The organism is Hymenobacter negativus (assembly GCF_016056375.1).
GTDB lineage: Bacteria > Bacteroidota > Bacteroidia > Cytophagales > Hymenobacteraceae > Hymenobacter > Hymenobacter negativus_A.
Window position 1 is genome coordinate 23,731 of record NZ_JAEDAE010000006.1, and the last position, 15,727, is coordinate 39,457.

Genomic DNA, 15,727 nt, shown 5'->3' on the forward strand with positions numbered 1-15,727 from the left:
CGCTCATTCAGCTTTACCCCGGCCCTATTGATTAAGTGCTGGCGCTGGTGAGCCGGATAAACCGGGGCTTGGTGCGAGGCTGGCGCGCTGGGTGCGCACCCGCTGATGCCACCACCGGATGAGCGGTGCCCCCAGTACCGTGGGCCACAGGAAATTATAAGGAAACGGAATGAAGTGCAGGCTGGTGACCGAAAACGCCGATACCGCCGCGATATACGAGGCCAGAAAGCCCGAAATGTGATTCAGCAGCCACTGGTTTTTGGTCCAGTGGCCGGCGTTGGCGTAGCCGCGCAGCTGGCGGAAAGCCGTGCCCGCACCAAGGAAGCCGAACACGCCGACCGGGATATTGCGGGCGAAAACTGCATACCCCACCGTGCCCACGAACACCACCAGCCCCACACCCGCCACCGCCCAATCGAAGGCGGCCACGCGGGCATCCCAAGCCAGCGGTTTCAGGAACAAGGAGCGGTAGCCGAAGCCGGCCATGTACAGGCTGAACACGGCCGTGAGCAGCAAAAACAGGCTATGAATGTGCTGCGCACCCACCAATGCCGTGGTGCCGGCCACCGCCATGGCCCAGAAAAACACCCGCCCCCAGCGCCGATGCGCCGCCCCGCCCTTGCGCACGGCCAACGCCACCGGGGCCACAAAAAAGCCCGTGAAGCCGGCAGCAATGTGTATCCAGCGGTTGATTTCGAAAAGGGTTTCCATGGCGCAGTCGGCAGATGATGAATACTGCCGAAAGGTGGTCAGCGGAAACCCAACCGGGGAATTTCAGTGACTGAAACGCCGCTGGCGGCACCTGAAGCCGCGTTTTTCGCGGATAAATCTGGCCGGGCGTTAGCGTAAATCGACGGTAGGCTCGGGCCGGTGGCCGGGCAGCCGGGCTCCCACTTTAAACTCAATCACATCGGCCGCGCCGCGATGAATTTTCAAATCGACAGCGCCGAACACGGTGTTGGTGAAGTGGTATTTCAGGCCCAGCCGCTCGTAGTAGGCCGTGCTCGATTTGTAGGGCGCGTACACGTAGAAACCCAGGTGCGACACAAAGGCCAACCGGCCAAACAGCAGCTCGTGGCCCGCAAATACGCCCACTTTTTTCACGTCGGGCTGCTTGCCGCCGACGCGGGTAGTGTCCTCCAGCGTGGCTTTCAGGCTGCGGTCGTTGAAGCCTTCCACACCCAGCAGCAAGTTCGATTTGCGGTTGACGCGGCGCCCCACGGCCAGCGTCAGCGAGTTCACGAGGTACTTGTGCTTGTCGCCTTCGGTGCGCTGCTTGAAGCCCAAGCTGGTGCTCACGTTGATGAAATTGGTGCCGATTTCGGCCGGCAGCGGCCCGCCTGCATTGAACGTAGGAGCCGGGCGCAGCTCGTGGTAGTTCAGTCCCAGCACCACCGAGGGCAGGTTCACACCGAAGTTGGGCTTGGTGGTGGCCCCGTTGGAGTAGTGGTTGAGGCCCGCCCCTACCAGCAGGCCCAGATGCGGCGTGAGGGCGTAGTCGTATTCGAACCGGAACTGCAGCGTGGCGTTCAGGGCTGAGCTGGCAATGGTGTTCTTGTGGTTGGTTTCCTGATTATATGGGTTAGTGAGGTAGGCCAGCCCCGCCCCTAGCCGGAAGCTGAAATCGTGCTTCGGCCCGCGCGAAAACGTCTTGCTGATGTAGGGGCTGGCCGCAAAAGCGTAGCCCAGCACGGGGTTGTGAAAGTCGTAATACGTGAGCGCCAGCCCAATTTTGGGAAACCTATACCAGGCATGCCAGGGGGCCGCGCCGGTGGTCTGGCGCTGCAAATTGATTTCGAAGCCGGTGGGGTGCGAGGCCACCAAGTGCCGGATGGCGTAGGTGTGCGCCATGATAATGCTGCCCTGCGCATAGGCCCCCACTATAAACGGCGCGGGCGGGGCCACTCGCGCCACGGAATCCGGAGTCTGGGCGGCGGCCCAGGGCGTGGCCAGGCTCCACAGCAGCACCGGCAATATGGTATTCCTCAACTTCAAACTAGCGTCACCCTTCATTTCTATATCCTGGACCGGTGCCAAAAATAAGCTCCTGTAATGCTGATTGATAGATGCAAACCAAAAAAATAACGTGCTTTTCTACAACCCTGCGCAGCCGGGGCCGATATACACCCTGATTTTGAGCAAGGACAACAGATTGTCTTCAGAATTCATCTTATCATTTTTATCCCTCATGAAAAAAACCATCCTATCGCTGGCGCTGCTGGCTGGACTATCCAGCGCGGCGCAAGCCCAAACCGGCCTCAAACTCGGCCTCAAAGGCGGCTTCAATGGCGCCACGTTCTCCGGCAACGACTCGAAAGGCAACCAGTATAAGGCTGGCTTCGCAGCCGGTGGCCTTCTCAACTACGGCTTCTCGGACTTGATTTCGGTGCAGGGCGAATTGCTCTACTCCCAGAAAGGTGCTTCCATCGACGGCATCAATTACACTACGGCATCGGCCAGCACCACCAACGGTACGTTCAAATCGACCATTGGCTACATCGATGTACCGATTTTGCTGAAAACCACCATTGGCGAAGACGGCAAAGGCCTGTTCTTCGAGCTGGGCCCGCAGGGCAGCTTTGTTATCAACAACCGTGACTTCATTGAAGACGGCGGCGGCAAGCAGATTAGCTCTTCCAACACCAGCACCGACGACCTCAACAAGGTGGTGATTGGCTACGTGGGCGGCATCGGATACCAGATTACCAGCGGCTTCGGCCTGGGCCTGCGCTACGCCGGCGACATCTCGCAGGTCTACAAAGACGGGGCTTCCAAAAACATTTTCTCCTCGGCCGCCAGCGGGTTTAAAGGCAACAACCCCAGCGTGCGCAACTCGGTGTTCCAGCTCCAGGCGCACTACATGTTCGGCGGCAAATAGCCTTCGGTTCATCAGCTAAAAAGAGGCCCGACTTCCCCGTGAAGTCGGGCCTCTTTTTTTGCCCGATGGTCGGCGCTTTTTTTCTGCACGCCCGGTACAGTCAAATTCAGCAACCTATTTCCGATGCGGGCGGTATAAGCCCCATGCCTGATTATTCAGCGCTTTTAACCCTGACTATCAATATTTTCATCATTTCTTCATTATGAAAAAATTCATTCTTCCCATCGCCCTGCTGGCCAGCACCATTGGCGCAGCCCAGGCCCAGCAGCCGGCCAATACCATTGGCCTTAAGATTGGCTACGGCATCACCAGCTTGTCGGGGAGCAGCGCCGGCTATTCGTCCACAACCCACTCGGCCTACCAGGCCGGCCTGATGGGCGACGTGTACCTTGGAGAAGTCGTTTCCTTTCACCCCGAAGCGCTGTACACCAAACAGTATTTCGACACCAAAGACGTAGCCGCCTTCAATCGTGACATCGACTACATCAACGTGCCGCTGCTGGCCCGTTACCACGCCGATGGCCTGTTCTTCGAAGCCGGCCCGGAAGTAAACTTTGCCCTGTCGGGCAAAAACGAAGACGGCGCCGACATCAAAAGCCGCGACGTGACGTCGGTGGCCCTCGACTACGTGGTGGGCCTGGGCTACGAGCTGCCCGTGGGCCTCTCGCTGGGCGTGCGCTACGATGGCGGCATCAGCCACACCTTCAAGGATACGGCGGCCAATGGCCTGGGCACCGGCAATCTGCGCACCAGTACGTTCTGGTTCAACCTGGGCTACGCTTTCGGGGGCACGGGGCGCTAGCAGGCGCTTTCATAAGGCAAAAAGCCCGGGTTCCGCAATGGAAACCGGGCTTTTTGCGTTGCAATGGGCGTAGTAAACACTGAATGGTAAGCAAAATCACGCGCGGCCCAACCGTAGCTTTGCAGAATCACCTATCTACTTCGCTTATGAAAAAGACTCTTTTCACCCTCGCGCTGCTGGCCGGGCTTACGGGTGCGGCGCAGGCGCAGCGCAGCATTCGGGCGCGCAGCCAGCCCTCGAGCGGCTTGTCGTTGGGCGTAAAAGCCGGCGGCTCCCGTTCTATTCTGAGAACCTACGACGGCACGGCCTACGAAAGCATTTACGGCTACCACGCCGGCGTTTTTGCCAATGTGACGCTTAGCAAGCACTTTGCTTTTCAGCCCGAATTACTGTACTCGCAGAAGGGCGCTAAAATCCCGAATGATGCGAATTCGTTGGTTACGCGGCGCTTGCATTACGTAGACCTGCCCCTGCTTTTCCACGTCAACGCCCGCGGCTTCTTCCTGGAGGCTGGGCCGCAGGTGGGGGTGCTGGTGGCAGCTCAGGACAAGCTGGGCGAGGCCACCATCAAACTTAACCGGGAACAGTACTTCACCGCAGCCGACATTGGCTTTGCGGGCGGTCTGGGCTATCAGCGAAAGTCTGGCCTGGGCGCCGGCCTTCGCTATGTGGGTGGGCTCAGCAGCATCAGCAAAGCCACTTCACAAGGCGCCGTGACGATACAGCGAGACGCCCGCAACAGCGTGCTTCAGTTGTATCTGACCTATTCCTTCAATGCCACAAACTAGCCCTTGCGGGCACGCAGCAAAAAGCCCGGCTTCCACAATGGAAGCCGGGCTTTTTGCTGACTAAAAACGAACCCTCGCGACTACTGGGCCGCCGCGTAGTTGCGGTAGAAGTGCGGGATGGTTTCGATGCCCTTCAGGAAGTTGAAGACGCCGAAATGCTCGTTAGGTGAGTGGATGGCGTCGGAGTCGAGCCCGAAGCCGAGCAGCACGGTGTCGAGACCCAGCTCCGATTTGAACATGGCCACGATGGGGATGGAGCCGCCGCCGCGCGTGGGCACCGGGCGCTTGCCGAAGGTGGTTTCCATGGCATCGGCCGCGGCGCGGTAGGCCACCGAGTTGGTAGGCGTCACGACGGGCTCGCCGCCGTGGTGGGGGCGCACTTCTACTGTCACGCCCTGGGGCGCGATGCTTTCGAAGTGTTTCTGGAATTTCGCGGTGATTTCGTCCGAGGTCTGGTGGGGCACCAGGCGCATCGAGATTTTGGCGTGGGCCTGCGAGGCGATGACGGTTTTGGCGCCCTCGCCGGTGTAGCCGCCCCAAATGCCGTTCACGTCGAGCGTGGGCCGGATGCTGGTGCGCTCCATGCTGCTGTAGCCTTTTTCGCCGTAGCTGTCGGGCAGGCCGATGCTCTTTTTGAATTCTTCCTCCGAGAACGGGGCTTTGGCCATTTCGGCGCGCTCGTCGGCGCTCAGCTCGTCCACGTTGTCGTAGAAGCCGGGGATGGTAATGTGGCCGTTGGCATCGTGCAGGCTGGCAATCATCTCACACAAGGCGTTGATGGGGTTTTGCACCGCACCGCCGTAGAGGCCGGAGTGCAGGTCGCGGTTGGGGCCGGTCACGGTCACTTCGTGGTAGCTCAGGCCGCGCAGGCCCACCTCAATGCTGGGCACGTCGTTGGCCAGAATCCCGGTGTCGGAGATGAGGATGACGTCGGCCTTGAGCTTTTCCTTGTTGGCCTTCACAAAGATTTCGAGGTTGTTGGAGCCAATTTCCTCCTCACCTTCGAACATGAACTTAATGTTGCAGGGCACGCCGCCCTGGCCGTCGAGCATCATCATCTCGAAGGCCTTCACGTGCATGTACACCTGGCCTTTGTCGTCGCAGGCACCGCGGGCGTAGATTTTCTCGTCCTTGATTACCGGCTCGAAGGGCGGCGAGTTCCACAGCTCGTAGGGGTCGGCGGGCTGCACGTCGTAGTGGCCGTATACCAGCACGGTTTTGGCGCCGGGGCCGGCCACCAAGTACTCGCCGTACACAATGGGGTTGCCGGCCGTGGGGCAGATTTCCACGTTTTGCACGCCGGCTTCTTCGAGGCGGGTTTTGAGGTAGTCGGCGGCGCGCAGCACGTCGGCGTGGAACTTGGGGTCGGCCGACACAGACGGGATGCGGAGCCAGTCCATCAGCTCATCGAGGAAGCGGGTTTGGTTGTCGGCGAGGTAAGAGGCCATGCGGAGCGGGTATTAGTGGGGTTGGGAATGCGGCGGTAAAAGTAGCGAGTGCGGCGCGGGAAGTTACCGCAGAGAGCCGCAAAAGAGCCGCCGAGGTACGCTGAGCACAGCCGACGCGGGTGCTTACTGCCGGGCATCGAGCACCAGCTCGCGCACCATCACCTCGCCCAGCTTCCAGGCCTCGGCCCAGTCTTTCTCAGGGCTTTCAAAAGTGAGCAGGTAGAGCGTGTCGGTTTTGGCGTTGGCCAGGGCCATTTGATACACCACGCGGGGCTCGGCATCGGGCGGGGCGTCGCGGTAGCGCACGGTGCGTTTGTGCCAGGAGCCTTCGGTGGTGGCGGTTTTCTCCAATTGTCGCTGGCCGGGGCCGAAGCCGGTGCGCATCATCAGCAGCTCGGCGTATTCGGGGGCGGCGTGGCGGGTTTTGGCTTTGGCCTTGCGCACCACCTGCAGTGAGAGGCCGGTTTGATACTCGCCGGTTTCGCCCACCTCTTCCTGGGTGAGGTAGTAGGTGGGCACGCTTTTCTCGCCCTCGGCCTTGTAATACCAGCCGGCGGGCAGCAGCGCAGCAGCTTTGCTCTGGGGCAGCGGCTGCCAGCTGAAACCGGCGGGCGGAGCCGTCAGCCTGGCATTGTAGCGTTGCGCGGCAGCGGGCAGCGTGAGTAGTAGCGCTATCAGGGCCAGGAGGAAACGATGCATATTTTGGAAGAGACACTGACTGTAGAGACGCCTGTTTACGTCTCATCGTCGGCACGATGAACCACGAATGGCGCGCACGACGAGACGCAAACAGGCGTCTCTACCGCATACGTCCCTCCGCTACACTTTCGCATCGAGTCGGATTTGCTTTATCATCTCCTCGCCGAATTTCCAGGCCAACGGCCAGTCCTTTTCGGGGCTTTCGAAAAGCAGCAGGTAGAACGTGTCGGTGGCAGTGTTGGCAATAGCCCACTGCTGAATGATTTTGGGGCCGTCGGGCCCACTGGAAAGCCGGTAGCGCACGCCGTAGAGGCGCAGCGGCCCCTGCGCCTTGGTTTCCTGGCCCAACACCTGCTGCCCGGCCCCACGCCCGCTACGGGCCGCAAAGGCCCGGGCGTAGGCATCGGCTGGTTGTTTGGATTTAGCACTGATGCGCTGCACCACGTTCAGCGAAAGGCCGGTTTTGAACTGCTTGCCGGGCACAATCCGCTCGCGGGTAACGAAATAGGCCTGCGCGTCGCGGCTGGCTTCGGCCTTATAGTTCCAGGTGAAGGGCTTGAGGACGGCCGCGTTCACCTCGGGCAGCAGCTGCCAGTTGTAGCCTACGGGTGCCGCCACCGAGCGGCCAGCGGTGGGCGGTGGCAAGGTCTGGGCAGCGGCCGGGCGCATCAGCAGCAGGCTGCCCACGGCCAAAGCGAGGGAACGTAGCATAGGACAAGGCTCGAATGGTGGAGCTTGGCTATACGGTTGAGTTAGCCATTTGACCACGGGTTACCCAACCAGGCTAACGCTCTCGGGTAGTAATGCGCCCTTTGAACAGAATCAGTCTTTAAAGCGCAACCTGCTTGGTAGACTCAAGCAAACGGTTCCAAGTGACATTGAAAGGGAATTCGTGCAGCATCTCAAATTCCTCCTGCGAAAAGATGCGGTCAGAATCTGTCCACAAGCCATAATTGCGAGTAGTCGGAGCAAACAAAATGGGCTCGTTTTGCGCAGTGAATCCGATTTCGCGCATAGGGTATCCGGCTTCGTCTATCTCAACCAGCCAGTAACTCACTAAAAGAAGGCGCCTGTCGTCGTAGTCGGGACTGGCATTGAGCGGCATTATCTTCATTAAAACCCAAACAAGGGCTTACAGCAAGACGCCACCTTTTTCGGAGGGCTCCCTCTTTACTTCAGGCACTTTGATGACGGCCATTGAAAATCAGTTATTAACTGGTTCCTGCTCTCCCTTACTTATTCACTTCTTCGCCCACGGCAGCGGCACGCGGCTTTCCGTCCCGCTCCGCAGCCGCCCGATGTTGGCCCGGTGGGTGTAGATGAGCAGGGCAGCCAATAGGAAGCCTACGTACACCAGAAACGGCTGCGCCGGCCGAAACTGGGGCAACAATTGCAGCAACGCGAAGGTGACGCCCGCCGTCATGGAGGCCAGTGATACGTAGCGGAACAGCAGCAGCATCACGATAAACACAAGCATGCACACGCCCACCGTGGCCGGGGCCACGCCCAGCATCATGCCCAGGATGGTGGCCACGCCTTTGCCACCCCGGAACTGCGCAAATACCGGGTAGATGTGTCCCACCACGGCCAGCGCGCCGCAGGCCAGCCGGTAGTACAGCTCGTGCTCCGGCGCAATAGCGCCCTGCGTCACCAGCCACTGCGGCAGGAAATACGCCGCCACAAAGCCTTTCAACGCATCAACCAGCAGCACGAAGGAGCCGGCCTTGGGGCCGAGGACGCGGAAGGTGTTGGTGGCACCGGCATTGCCCGAGCCGTGCTCGCGAATATCGGCCAGGTTGAAGAAGCGCCGGCCCACCCACAAGGCTGTGGGAATGGAGCCGAGCAGGTAGGCGGCCAGCAGGGCCAGGGCAATGTAGAGAAGGTTCATAGAAGCGGGATGGGTGAGCAGGAAAGGCGCAAAATAATAGAACGTGGAGAGGAGCGCAGCCGCATAGCGGCGACCGGTTTGTAGAAGCAACGGGATTGGCTACGCAAAAGCCGCGTAGCGGCGACAGATTTACCCAAGGGTTCTGTCATCGCTACGCGGCTTTACATGATATGGCTAACCGACTGTTTGCTACAAACCGGTCGCCGCTACGCGGCTAGCTGTCGCCGAAGGGGTCATCCTCTTTTTTCTTTTTTGCCTTCTCTTCTTCCTTCTTCCTTTTTTCCTCTTCCTTTTTCGCCTTTTCTTCCTCCTTTTTTAGCTTTTCAGCTTCCTTGGCCTGGCGGTCGGCTTCTTTCTTAGCGTCGGCCGGGCTGGGGGTAGCATCGGCGGCCGGCGGGGTGGCCGCTGGGGTGGTGGCCGGAGTAGTAGCTCCAGCGGCAGCCGGCGTGGTGGCAGCCGGTGGCGTAGTAGCAGCCGGAGCCGGGTCATCGACCGCCTTTTCCTTCGTCTTCACCTTCTCCTTCACCACGGGCGGGGCGGGCTCGTCCAGCACACCGTCGCCGAAGGGGTCGTTGTCCTTAGCTTTCTTCTTCTTTTTGGAAGAAGTTTCCGGCGCGGCTTCGGCGGGGGCACTGCCGGGGTTGGCGCTGGCATCGGCGTCGCCGAAAGCGTCGTCGCCCTTGCCCTTTTTCTTCTTTTTCTTGTCGTCGACGGTGTCAAACTTCTCGGCTGGCGGCGGGGCCGATGGGCGGGCGGCCAGCTTCCCGCTCTTGCCCAGGAAATCCTTCTGGAAATGCGAGCGGAAGGCGTCCACGTCGGAGTAATCGCCCAGGAAGGCACCGTAGCTGGTGGCAGTCTGGTAGTCGCCTTTGGCCTTGCCGCCCACTTCGGCGTCGAAGGTTTCGTTCTGTGACTTGGCCAGCAGTAGGTTGTTGGCATACTTGAGGTAGTACCAGCTCTGGGGCTCGGGTTCGAGGTAAATCTCGACGAGGTCGGTGCCGTTTTCGCGGCGAATTTCAATCAGGCCGTCAATCATCGCATTCAGCGGCTGCTTGCCCACGCCGGCAATGCCAATCTGGCCCACCGAGTACCAAGCGCGCTTCTTCTCATTCCAGCGCAGGTTCACCTTGCTCAGCAGCAGGGTATGCATGAACTTGGGCGAAAGCTTCATGAGCGGGTCGGCGGTGCCTTTGCGCATGGTGTAGGCCTCCACGCCTTTGTCGCCGATGAACTGGCCTATTTTGTAGAGCTCGTTGGTGGAGCCGTCCTGCGCTTCGGGCGAGTTTTTGGTGATTTTGGCAATTTCCACGCCCATCGCATCAATGGCCTTTTGCGGCATGTTGATGTCGATGCCCAGCAGCGCGTCGATGGTGTAGCGGGCGCTATCGGGGTTGGCGGTGCCCACGCCGCTGCCCATCATCTTGTAGTCCTTGCTGGAATTGATGAAGGACATCGGCCCGCGGAAGCTGATGGTGTTGGTGGAATCGGCATAGGTGAGGGCCGCGCCTTCGTAGGCATTCACGTCGGTGGGGTCGTTGCGCGAGATGCTGTACTGGCCCTTGCGGTCGTCGTAACGCAGCTTGCCATCTACTTTGAAGATGGGCACGTCGGTGGTGTTGGGCAGGGTGGCCGCGTAGAGCGGGTACACCTTGTTGGTCTGGTCCGACATGAACAGGCCGGTCACGAGCGGGGTGCCGTCCTCGGCCTTGATGTCTTTCAGGTTCAGGCTGAAATTCTTGGGGTCGATGGAGTCCTTCACGGCAATCCACTCGGCCAGCGCGCGGTTTTTGCCGAACTGTAGCTGCACCTGGCCATCGAACACAAAGCCGCGGCGCTGCGAGTTTAACTGCACCGCGCCCCGGTAGCCAATGCGCGGCGTGAGCTTGAATTTGGCATTGGCGTCCACGTTGGCGCTGGCAATGGTAGCCGGGCCGGCAGCCACGTCGGCGTTGTCGTCAGCCTTTTTGCGGCCCAGCAGGCCCTTGCCACCTTTGCCGGTGCCAGCCAGCACGGCGTTGGGGTCAGGCTCGAAGTTGGTGAAGCGCAGGGCCACCGAGTCGCGGGCGGTTTTGAAGCTGTAGAGCGCGTTGCCGGTGAAGGCCACTTTCGACAATACTTCGATGCTGCCCTTGTAAAGTTTGTGGAACTTAGCCAACGAATCGAGCTCGATGCCGGCGTTCTTGAAGCGCTGCAAACGGCCGTTGGCCAGAATATTCACCTTGCCCGAATCGGGAATCACCCAGGCATCGGCGGCGGCGATGTGAGGTACGCCGCCCACCTTCATCTGATACTTGGCCAGGTCATACACGCCCGATGAGGCCTTAAACTTCAGGCCCTGCTGGTCGGGGTTGGTGGAGTAGAAATACGACTTGGTAGAGTCGGCCCCGGGGGCCACGCGCAGCTGCACCTGCTTCTTCTTGAAATCCCAGCGCCCGCCGCTAAGCGTGGTTTTGAACTTCGAGTAGGGCAAATCGATGCTGGCCTTGCTGCCTTCTTCCCGCTTAAAATCGGCAAAGCCGCGCTTCAAATCGTAGTCAAACGCCACGTCGTTAGCCGTAAGCGCGGGCTTGTTGGCCTCGGCCGATTTGATGCTAAGGGCAGCCTTTTTGCCCGAGTAGCTGTCCGATTTAAAGGTGAATTCCGGCGACTTGATGAAGGACTGCGGGCCATCGAGACGGCCGTTGCCGCCGGCATTGTGCGGCGTGAGCAGGGCCGTGCCTTTGAAACTGTAGCCGCCGGCCGTGGTAGGCGTTTTGCTCTTGGGGTCGGCCGTGGCCGAGTACAGCCGAATGGCCTCGCCCGAGCGCGGCGTGGTGAGGTACATCGAGTCCTGACGCACGTTCCAGTTCATGAGGTAGCCGGTGGGCAGGTTCATCTTGGGGATATCAACGCCCTCGGCCTTCTTTGCCGCGATGGCCCCGGTCTTGCCCACGGTCACCACCGAGTCGCGGTAAAACACGAACTGGTCAGAAGTAAACGTGCCGGTCTGATACGTAATAGTGCCGTTGGCCTGCAGGCCCTTACCGTCCATCTTCACCTTGTTGAACAAGCGGCCCCGGCCCTTATAGAGCGGGAAACCGTCTTTCGGCACGTCGTACACGAAGCCCAGCGAGCCGTCTTCCTGCATCGTGAGCTTGGTTTTGATGTCGGGGATGATGCCGCCGCTGCGGAAGGTGCCATCGAACCCAGCCGACGACTTGCCGATGCCATTCAGCGAATCGAGCTTGAACGGCGGAATATCGAACACCATCGTCGAGTCGTAGGCCCCGCCCAGCACGTCCTGCTTGCCGAAATACACGTTGGCCCCGCTCTTAGAGTCGAAGGACGGGTACTGGCCCTTCTTTTTGCGGCCCGATTTGTTCTTGGGGTCGTTCAGGTAGAGACGGCCGGTTGAAAATTTGCCCTTGTTGGTGAGAGCGAAGTCGGCGTGTTTGCCGGTGGGCTTGCCCTTGGCATTTTTGGCCTCGCTGCGAATAACGATGGAGTCAATTTTGGCCATGTCGACGTAAAACCCGTCGTAGTCAAACTTGAAATCGCGCCCCTTGAAGCGCATGGCCGATGCCACCACCGCGCCGCCGAAATTGATGTTCCGGTTTTTGCCGATGCGGATAATGGCGCTGTCCGGCTTCACGTACACTGTGGCCGAGTCGTCGGAGAAATTGAAGCGGTCCACGCCGCGCACCAGCAGCTCGTTGGTGTTCAGGTTGAGCGTGGCATTCCGGCCCGTGCCCGAGAGCGACTTGATGGCGATGTGGTCGTAGTCCTTTTTGTCGCGGGCCGAGGCCACGTAGTGCGAGCCTTTGGGCAGGATGGTCACGTCGCCGGTCTGGGAGTTCCAGGCCACGTAGCCGTCGCGGGCCAGGCCGGCCATGTCGGAGCGCATGTTGGGCACCGAGGTTTTCAGGTTGTCGGCCAGCTCACTCACGTTGATGGTTTTCACATCGCCGTGGGCCTGGCTGTAGCCCACTAGCATCTGGAGCGGGTGCAGCCGGTTGATGCTCTTGAGCTGCTGGTAGCGGTTGTTCGTGAAAAACTCCTTGCTCTCAAAGTCAGCCGAGCTCTGGTTTTTCGACGACAGCACCGCGAAGTCGATGGTAGGCTGGCGCAGGTTCCAGGTCAGCGCCTCCGTGCGGATGTCCATCTGATGATAAGAGTCGCTGTAGGGCGTGTTCTTATACAGCCCTTCCTCGCGCGAAAGCTTCAGCTGCTGCTTGCCTTTGAGGTATTTGAGCTGCGCGCCGGGGTGTGTCAGCGAATCTTTGGCCCCTTCGTAAATGGTGACGGCGGCCCGACTGGCCGTAATCACGGAGTCGCCGAGCACGTAGGCCCGCGAGGCGGCCTTGAACTTGGGCTTGCCGTCGAGGCTCACCGTAAGGTTGGCCAGTGAGCCATCCAGGGCCGCGCTCAGAATTTTGCCGCCGGCCATCGAAAGGCCGCCCCGGTACTGGATGTTGTCGCCCAGGTTTTTGATGCGGGCGTCGTTGGTGAGCGAAATGAAGCGCGGGTAGCCGGTGTCGGGCGCGCCGGGCTTACGCCGCACGCTCTTGTAGCTGAGGGCGCCTTTCACGGGCGCTTCCAGTACGGCCGGGTAGGTCAGAGTCACGGGTTGGGCCGTGAACTCGGGCTTGGTCATGTCGAAGTCGAATCCCGCCAGCTCGGCCGTCACCAGGTTGGTTTTGATGGACCACACAAACTGCCCACCCGTGGCAATGAAGCGGTTGGAATTAGGCACGGCCGTGCCGCTCACCTTCTTGATAAACACCGAGTCGCCGCCGGTGGCCATAAACAGGTCGGCATCCTTCACCACAATTACCGCGCCCCGGGCGGGCGGCGGCGCATACGCATCGTACACCGCCGAGGGCGTAAACGACGGAGCTGGCGCGTCAAAATCAGAGGAAGCCGGCGTGGTGGCAGTGGCAGCAGGTTTGGCGGCCGTGGCCGGGGTGGCCTTGGTAGCGGGCTTGGCGGCAGCCGTGGCTTTCTTGGCGGGCGCTTTTTTCACGGGCGCACCCCAGCCGTCGTCATCGCCCCAGCCGCCACCCGAGGGCGACGACCACATATCGGCCGTGTCCCAGCCACTGCTGCTGGCCTTTTTCTTGGGCGCGGGCTTGGCGGCGGCTTTCGCGGCAGGCTTGGCGGCGGTAGGCTTTTTGGCGGCGGGCTTGGGCGCGGCGGGCAGTGACTCTTCCTTCGGAGCGGGCGTGGGCGCGCCAAATTCGAGGTTCGATTCGGGCGCCGCGATGGGCGAGTAAGCAAACGAAACGGTGCCGGCCACGGCACGCAGCGTGTTGTAGCCCGAGCGGTAGAGGTAGCCGCCGTTGAAGAAGCGGTTGGTGCTAACGAGGAATTTTTCGGTTTCCTGCGGGGCTTCCTTGTCCAGGGTCTGGTTCAGTACGTCAAGGTACTGGTCCATCTGCTGGTCGTTGAGCTTGGCCAGGTTTTTCCCGTTCACGATGCTGGCAAACAGCATTTCGAAGTGGGGCCGGGGTTTGAACTTCTTGGCCAGCATGGTTTGCGACAGCGCCACGATGCGCGACTGCTGCGAACTGGTAAGGCTGTTGGAGGCCCACAGCTCCTTGAGGCGGGCGGCCGTCACGCGGGCCACGGCATTGTTGGTACTGGCCATCATGCCCTGCACGTCGTTGATGTACTGCGCGGGGTCGGTCGAGAGCTTGCCTACCTGGTAGCGCGGCGGGGTGGCCGCCGGGGCCGTGCCGGCGGGTACGGCGGGTTTGGTTTGCGCCAGTGCAGGTGCGGCAAAACCAAGCCACAGCCCCATCCACGCAGTTAAAACACCAATTACTTGCTTCATAAAGTCTGTTAATTCGAGAACAATGACCCGCTGGGACAGCTCTAGGCTGCGGCGCGTCGGGCGGTGCCGCCCTACGTCGCTCAGGCCCATCCTGCGGCGGCTCGCCCAGCCACACACGCAATCCAACGAGTGGTTTTTTCAACGCAAACGCCTGGCCCGAAGGATAGTGCCCGGCGCGGCACATAAAAACCCGGTACAAGTTAGGCACAATCAAAAAAGCAATCCGCCAACGGCTGGGCCTAAAGGGCTTTGCCTTTCGATTATCCCGTTTTTTCTCAGCAGTGTCCCTTTCCTTTTCTGCGGTCACCAGAGTAGCCGGCTTTACATTTGACGTATGACTTCCCCCTCCCCTATTCGCACCGCTTTGCTGGCCTACGGCATGTCGGGCAAGCTGTTCCAGGCCCCGTTTCTGGCCGCGCACCCCGGCTTCGAGCTCTACGGCGTGGCCGAGCGCACCGAGCAGCGCATGCGCCACGACTACCCCACCATCCGCAGCTACCCCAGCGTGGCCGAGGTGCTGGCCGACCCCAGCATTGAGCTGGTGGTGGCGAACACGCCCAGCAACACTCACTTCGACCTGGCCAGCCAGGCCCTGCGCGCCGGCAAGCACGTGCTGCTGGAGAAGCCCGTAGCCACGTCCGTCGCCCAGCTGCAGGAGCTGCTGGTGCTGGCGCGGCAGCAGGGCCGCCACCTGCTGGCCTACCAGAACCGGCGTTGGGACAGCGACTTTCAGGCCGTGCGCCGGGTGGTGGAAAGCGGCCAGCTGGGCCTGCTCTTTGAAGTGCATATTCGCTACGACCGGTACAAGCCAACCCTGAACCCCAAGAAATTCAAGGAGGAACCCGGCCCTGGCGCGGGCCTGCTCTACGACCTCGGCCCGCACATCATCGACCAGGCCATAAGCCTGTTTGGCAAGCCCTTCAGCGCCCACAAAACCGTAGGCAGCTACCGCCCCAACACCCAGGTCGACGACTTTTTCTCGCTGCACCTGCGCTACCCCGCCGGCCTAAATGTGTGGGTAAGCTCGGGCCTGCTCATTGCCGACCCTGTGCCTGCCTACGTGCTGCACGGCACCCAGGGCAGCTACCAAAAAGGGCGCACCGACGGACAGGAAGCCCAATTATTGCAAGGCCTCTCGCCGCTGGCCCCCGAATACGGCCACGAAAAGCCCGGCCAGGAAGGCCGCCTGACCCTGGCCGCGCCCGACGGCACCCTCAGCACCACACCCGACCCCGCCGCGCCCGGCGACTACATGGGCTTGTTTGAGTCCGTGTTCCAGGCAATTCGAAATGATGTTCCCTACCCTATCCGTGCCGAACAGCTGCTGTGGCAGAATGAGCTACTGGAGCAGCCCGCAACGCTGTAGAGACGCGACACTTCGCGTCTCGGCGTCCGCATCGTTTATCACGATT

General features: G+C 60.7%; 12 protein-coding genes. 4 read left to right on the forward strand and 8 right to left on the reverse strand.

Annotated features, from left to right (window positions below; genetic code table 11):
• Positions 1 to 24 precede the first annotated feature (24 nt).
• Both I7X13_RS13725 and I7X13_RS13730 read right to left on the reverse strand, forming a co-directional pair.
• The gene (locus I7X13_RS13725) at positions 25 to 711 is read right to left on the reverse strand and encodes a DUF2306 domain-containing protein (RefSeq protein ID WP_198075938.1); all 687 of its coding nucleotides are present in this window, start codon (positions 709 to 711) and stop codon (positions 25 to 27) included.
• Between the two features lie 129 nt (positions 712 to 840).
• Positions 841 to 1,989, reverse strand: a complete 1,149-nt coding sequence (locus tag I7X13_RS13730) for an acyloxyacyl hydrolase (RefSeq protein ID WP_198075939.1) — start codon at positions 1,987 to 1,989, stop codon at positions 841 to 843.
• A 199-nt stretch (positions 1,990 to 2,188) separates the two neighbouring features.
• On the opposite strand from I7X13_RS13730, the gene I7X13_RS13735 reads away from it, so the two are divergent.
• The 3 genes from I7X13_RS13735 to I7X13_RS13745 all read left to right on the forward strand — a co-directional run bounded on the left by I7X13_RS13735 (position 2,189) and on the right by I7X13_RS13745 (position 4,468).
• The gene (locus tag I7X13_RS13735) at positions 2,189 to 2,878 is read left to right on the forward strand and encodes a porin family protein (RefSeq protein WP_198069065.1); all 690 of its coding nucleotides are present in this window, start codon (positions 2,189 to 2,191) and stop codon (positions 2,876 to 2,878) included.
• A 202-nt stretch (positions 2,879 to 3,080) separates the two neighbouring features.
• Entirely contained in the window at positions 3,081 to 3,680 is a 600-nt protein-coding gene (locus tag I7X13_RS13740) for a porin family protein (RefSeq protein WP_198075940.1), read from the forward strand.
• Between the two features lie 146 nt (positions 3,681 to 3,826).
• Positions 3,827 to 4,468, forward strand: coding sequence for a porin family protein (locus I7X13_RS13745; RefSeq protein ID WP_198069067.1), 642 nt, complete (start codon positions 3,827 to 3,829; stop codon positions 4,466 to 4,468).
• 80 nt (positions 4,469 to 4,548) lie between these two features.
• On the opposite strand, the gene I7X13_RS13750 is transcribed toward I7X13_RS13745, so the two are convergent.
• The 6 genes from I7X13_RS13750 to I7X13_RS13775 all read right to left on the reverse strand — a co-directional run bounded on the left by I7X13_RS13750 (position 4,549) and on the right by I7X13_RS13775 (position 14,315).
• Positions 4,549 to 5,916 carry a dipeptidase gene (locus tag I7X13_RS13750; RefSeq protein WP_198075941.1) on the reverse strand — a complete coding sequence of 456 codons (1,368 nt, stop codon included), beginning with the start codon at positions 5,914 to 5,916 and terminating at the stop codon, positions 4,549 to 4,551.
• Between the two features lie 123 nt (positions 5,917 to 6,039).
• Positions 6,040 to 6,615 carry a hypothetical protein gene (locus I7X13_RS13755; RefSeq protein WP_198075942.1) on the reverse strand — a complete coding sequence of 192 codons (576 nt, stop codon included), beginning with the start codon at positions 6,613 to 6,615 and terminating at the stop codon, positions 6,040 to 6,042.
• A gap of 120 nt (positions 6,616 to 6,735) precedes the next feature.
• Positions 6,736 to 7,326 (reverse strand): hypothetical protein, encoded by a 591-nt coding sequence (locus tag I7X13_RS13760; protein ID WP_198075943.1) that lies wholly within the window; start codon positions 7,324 to 7,326, stop codon positions 6,736 to 6,738.
• Between the two features lie 118 nt (positions 7,327 to 7,444).
• Complete coding sequence (locus I7X13_RS13765) at positions 7,445 to 7,720, reverse strand: hypothetical protein (protein WP_198075944.1); 276 nt, start codon at positions 7,718 to 7,720, stop codon at positions 7,445 to 7,447.
• A gap of 135 nt (positions 7,721 to 7,855) precedes the next feature.
• Positions 7,856 to 8,503, reverse strand: a complete 648-nt coding sequence (gene plsY, locus I7X13_RS13770) for a glycerol-3-phosphate 1-O-acyltransferase PlsY (protein WP_198069071.1) — start codon at positions 8,501 to 8,503, stop codon at positions 7,856 to 7,858.
• A gap of 214 nt (positions 8,504 to 8,717) precedes the next feature.
• Positions 8,718 to 14,315 (reverse strand): hypothetical protein, encoded by a 5,598-nt coding sequence (locus tag I7X13_RS13775; RefSeq protein WP_198075945.1) that lies wholly within the window; start codon positions 14,313 to 14,315, stop codon positions 8,718 to 8,720.
• 334 nt (positions 14,316 to 14,649) lie between these two features.
• Between I7X13_RS13775 and I7X13_RS13780 the strand changes: the two genes are divergently transcribed.
• Positions 14,650 to 15,681, forward strand: a complete 1,032-nt coding sequence (locus I7X13_RS13780) for a Gfo/Idh/MocA family oxidoreductase (RefSeq protein ID WP_198075946.1) — start codon at positions 14,650 to 14,652, stop codon at positions 15,679 to 15,681.
• Positions 15,682 to 15,727: the final 46 nt, after the last annotated feature.